The 1,298-nt window shown below is 62.2% G+C and carries 1 protein-coding gene; it reads left to right on the top strand.

Annotation, left to right across the window (positions count from 1 at the left end):
* The first annotated feature begins 101 nt into the window (after positions 1-101).
* Positions 102-1,268 (top strand): IS110 family RNA-guided transposase, encoded by a 1,167-nt coding sequence (locus tag NKI95_RS34230; RefSeq protein WP_352722254.1) that lies wholly within the window; start codon positions 102-104, stop codon positions 1,266-1,268.
* The last annotated feature ends 30 nt before the right edge of the window (positions 1,269-1,298 follow it).

The raw sequence follows: 1,298 nt of genomic DNA, 5'->3' as shown, positions 1-1,298 counted from the left end.
CCTGCCGCAACCGCCACTGCCCTAAGATCCTATGGGCTGGTGGATAGCGACCTGCCGTCGGCAGAATGGCGTTGCTAAACCCACTCATTCTGGAGACGACAATGCAACAGGTTGCAAATCGGCCGGAACCGGCCGCTATCCGCATTGATCTTGGCGCGATCTTTGTTTCGATGGAACTGTCTCGATCAAGTTGGCTGATCACTTCACTGTCGCCGGGTGGCGGGGAGAAGATGTCCAAGCATTCTCTGCGGGGCGGGCACGTTGCGGGACTCCTGGAGCTGTTTGCGACGCTCCAGGAAAAGGCTCGGGCACGAACCGGCGAGCGCTTCCGGATTATTGTCATTCAGGAAGCTGGACTAGACGGCTTCTGGATCCATCGGGTGCTTCAGGGCGAAGCGATCGAGAGCCACGTGGTCGACGCCGCCTCGATCCTGGTGTCACGGCGGCGCCGACGGGCGAAGACCGATAAGATCGACGGCGAGACCCTGGTACGGACCTTGCTGGCCTACAAGCGTGGCGAGCCGCGGGTCTGCTCCATGGTCAGGCCGCCGACCCCCGAGGAAGAGGATCGCCGCCGACTCTGCCGGGAGCGCAAGACGCTGATCGCCGAGCGGGTGGAGCACGTCAACCGGATCAAGGGGCTGCTGTTCGCCCAGGGCGTCGGTGACTATGAGCCGCTGCGTCGCGACCGACGCGCCAGGCTCAAGGATCTGCAAACGGGTGATGGTCGCGCCTTACCTTTCCACCTGAAGGCACAGGTTGTGCGTGAGCTCGACCGGCTTGAGCTGATCCTGGAGCAGTTGCAAAAGGTCGAGGCGGCGCGCGACGATCTGCTGTTGGATCGGGCCAAGGCGAACGACCCGGCGCCGGTGGTGAGACTGCTGCAGCTGAAGGGGGTGGGCGCTGAGTTCGCCAACGTACTCTGGTCTGAAGGTCTTTATCGTCATTTCGACAATCGAAGGCAGCTTGCGGCCTATGCCGGGCTTGCGCCAACGCCCTGGCAGAGCGGTTCTGTCGATCATGAGCAAGGCGTCTCAAAAGCGGGCAATCCGCGGCTGAGAGGAACGATGGTGCAGATGGCCTGGCTGTGGCTGCGACACCAACCAGACTCGGCCCTCAGCCAGTGGTTCAAACAGCGGGTCGAGCGCAACGGTGGGCGGCTGCGTAAGCCGCTAATCGTCGCCTTGGCACGTAAACTGCTGGTCGCACTGTGGCAGTATGCGACCGCCGGAGTGGTGATGGAGGGCGCCATCATAAAGCCGACCTGATCTGAAGCCAACCAAACCTCTTTCGCCATC

This window comes from Mesorhizobium sp. M0306, assembly GCF_040321655.1.
In the GTDB taxonomy this organism is placed as follows: Bacteria; Pseudomonadota; Alphaproteobacteria; order Rhizobiales; family Rhizobiaceae; genus Mesorhizobium.
Note: the sequence above shows the minus strand (reverse complement) of the source record. Positions and strands in the feature narration are given on the sequence as shown.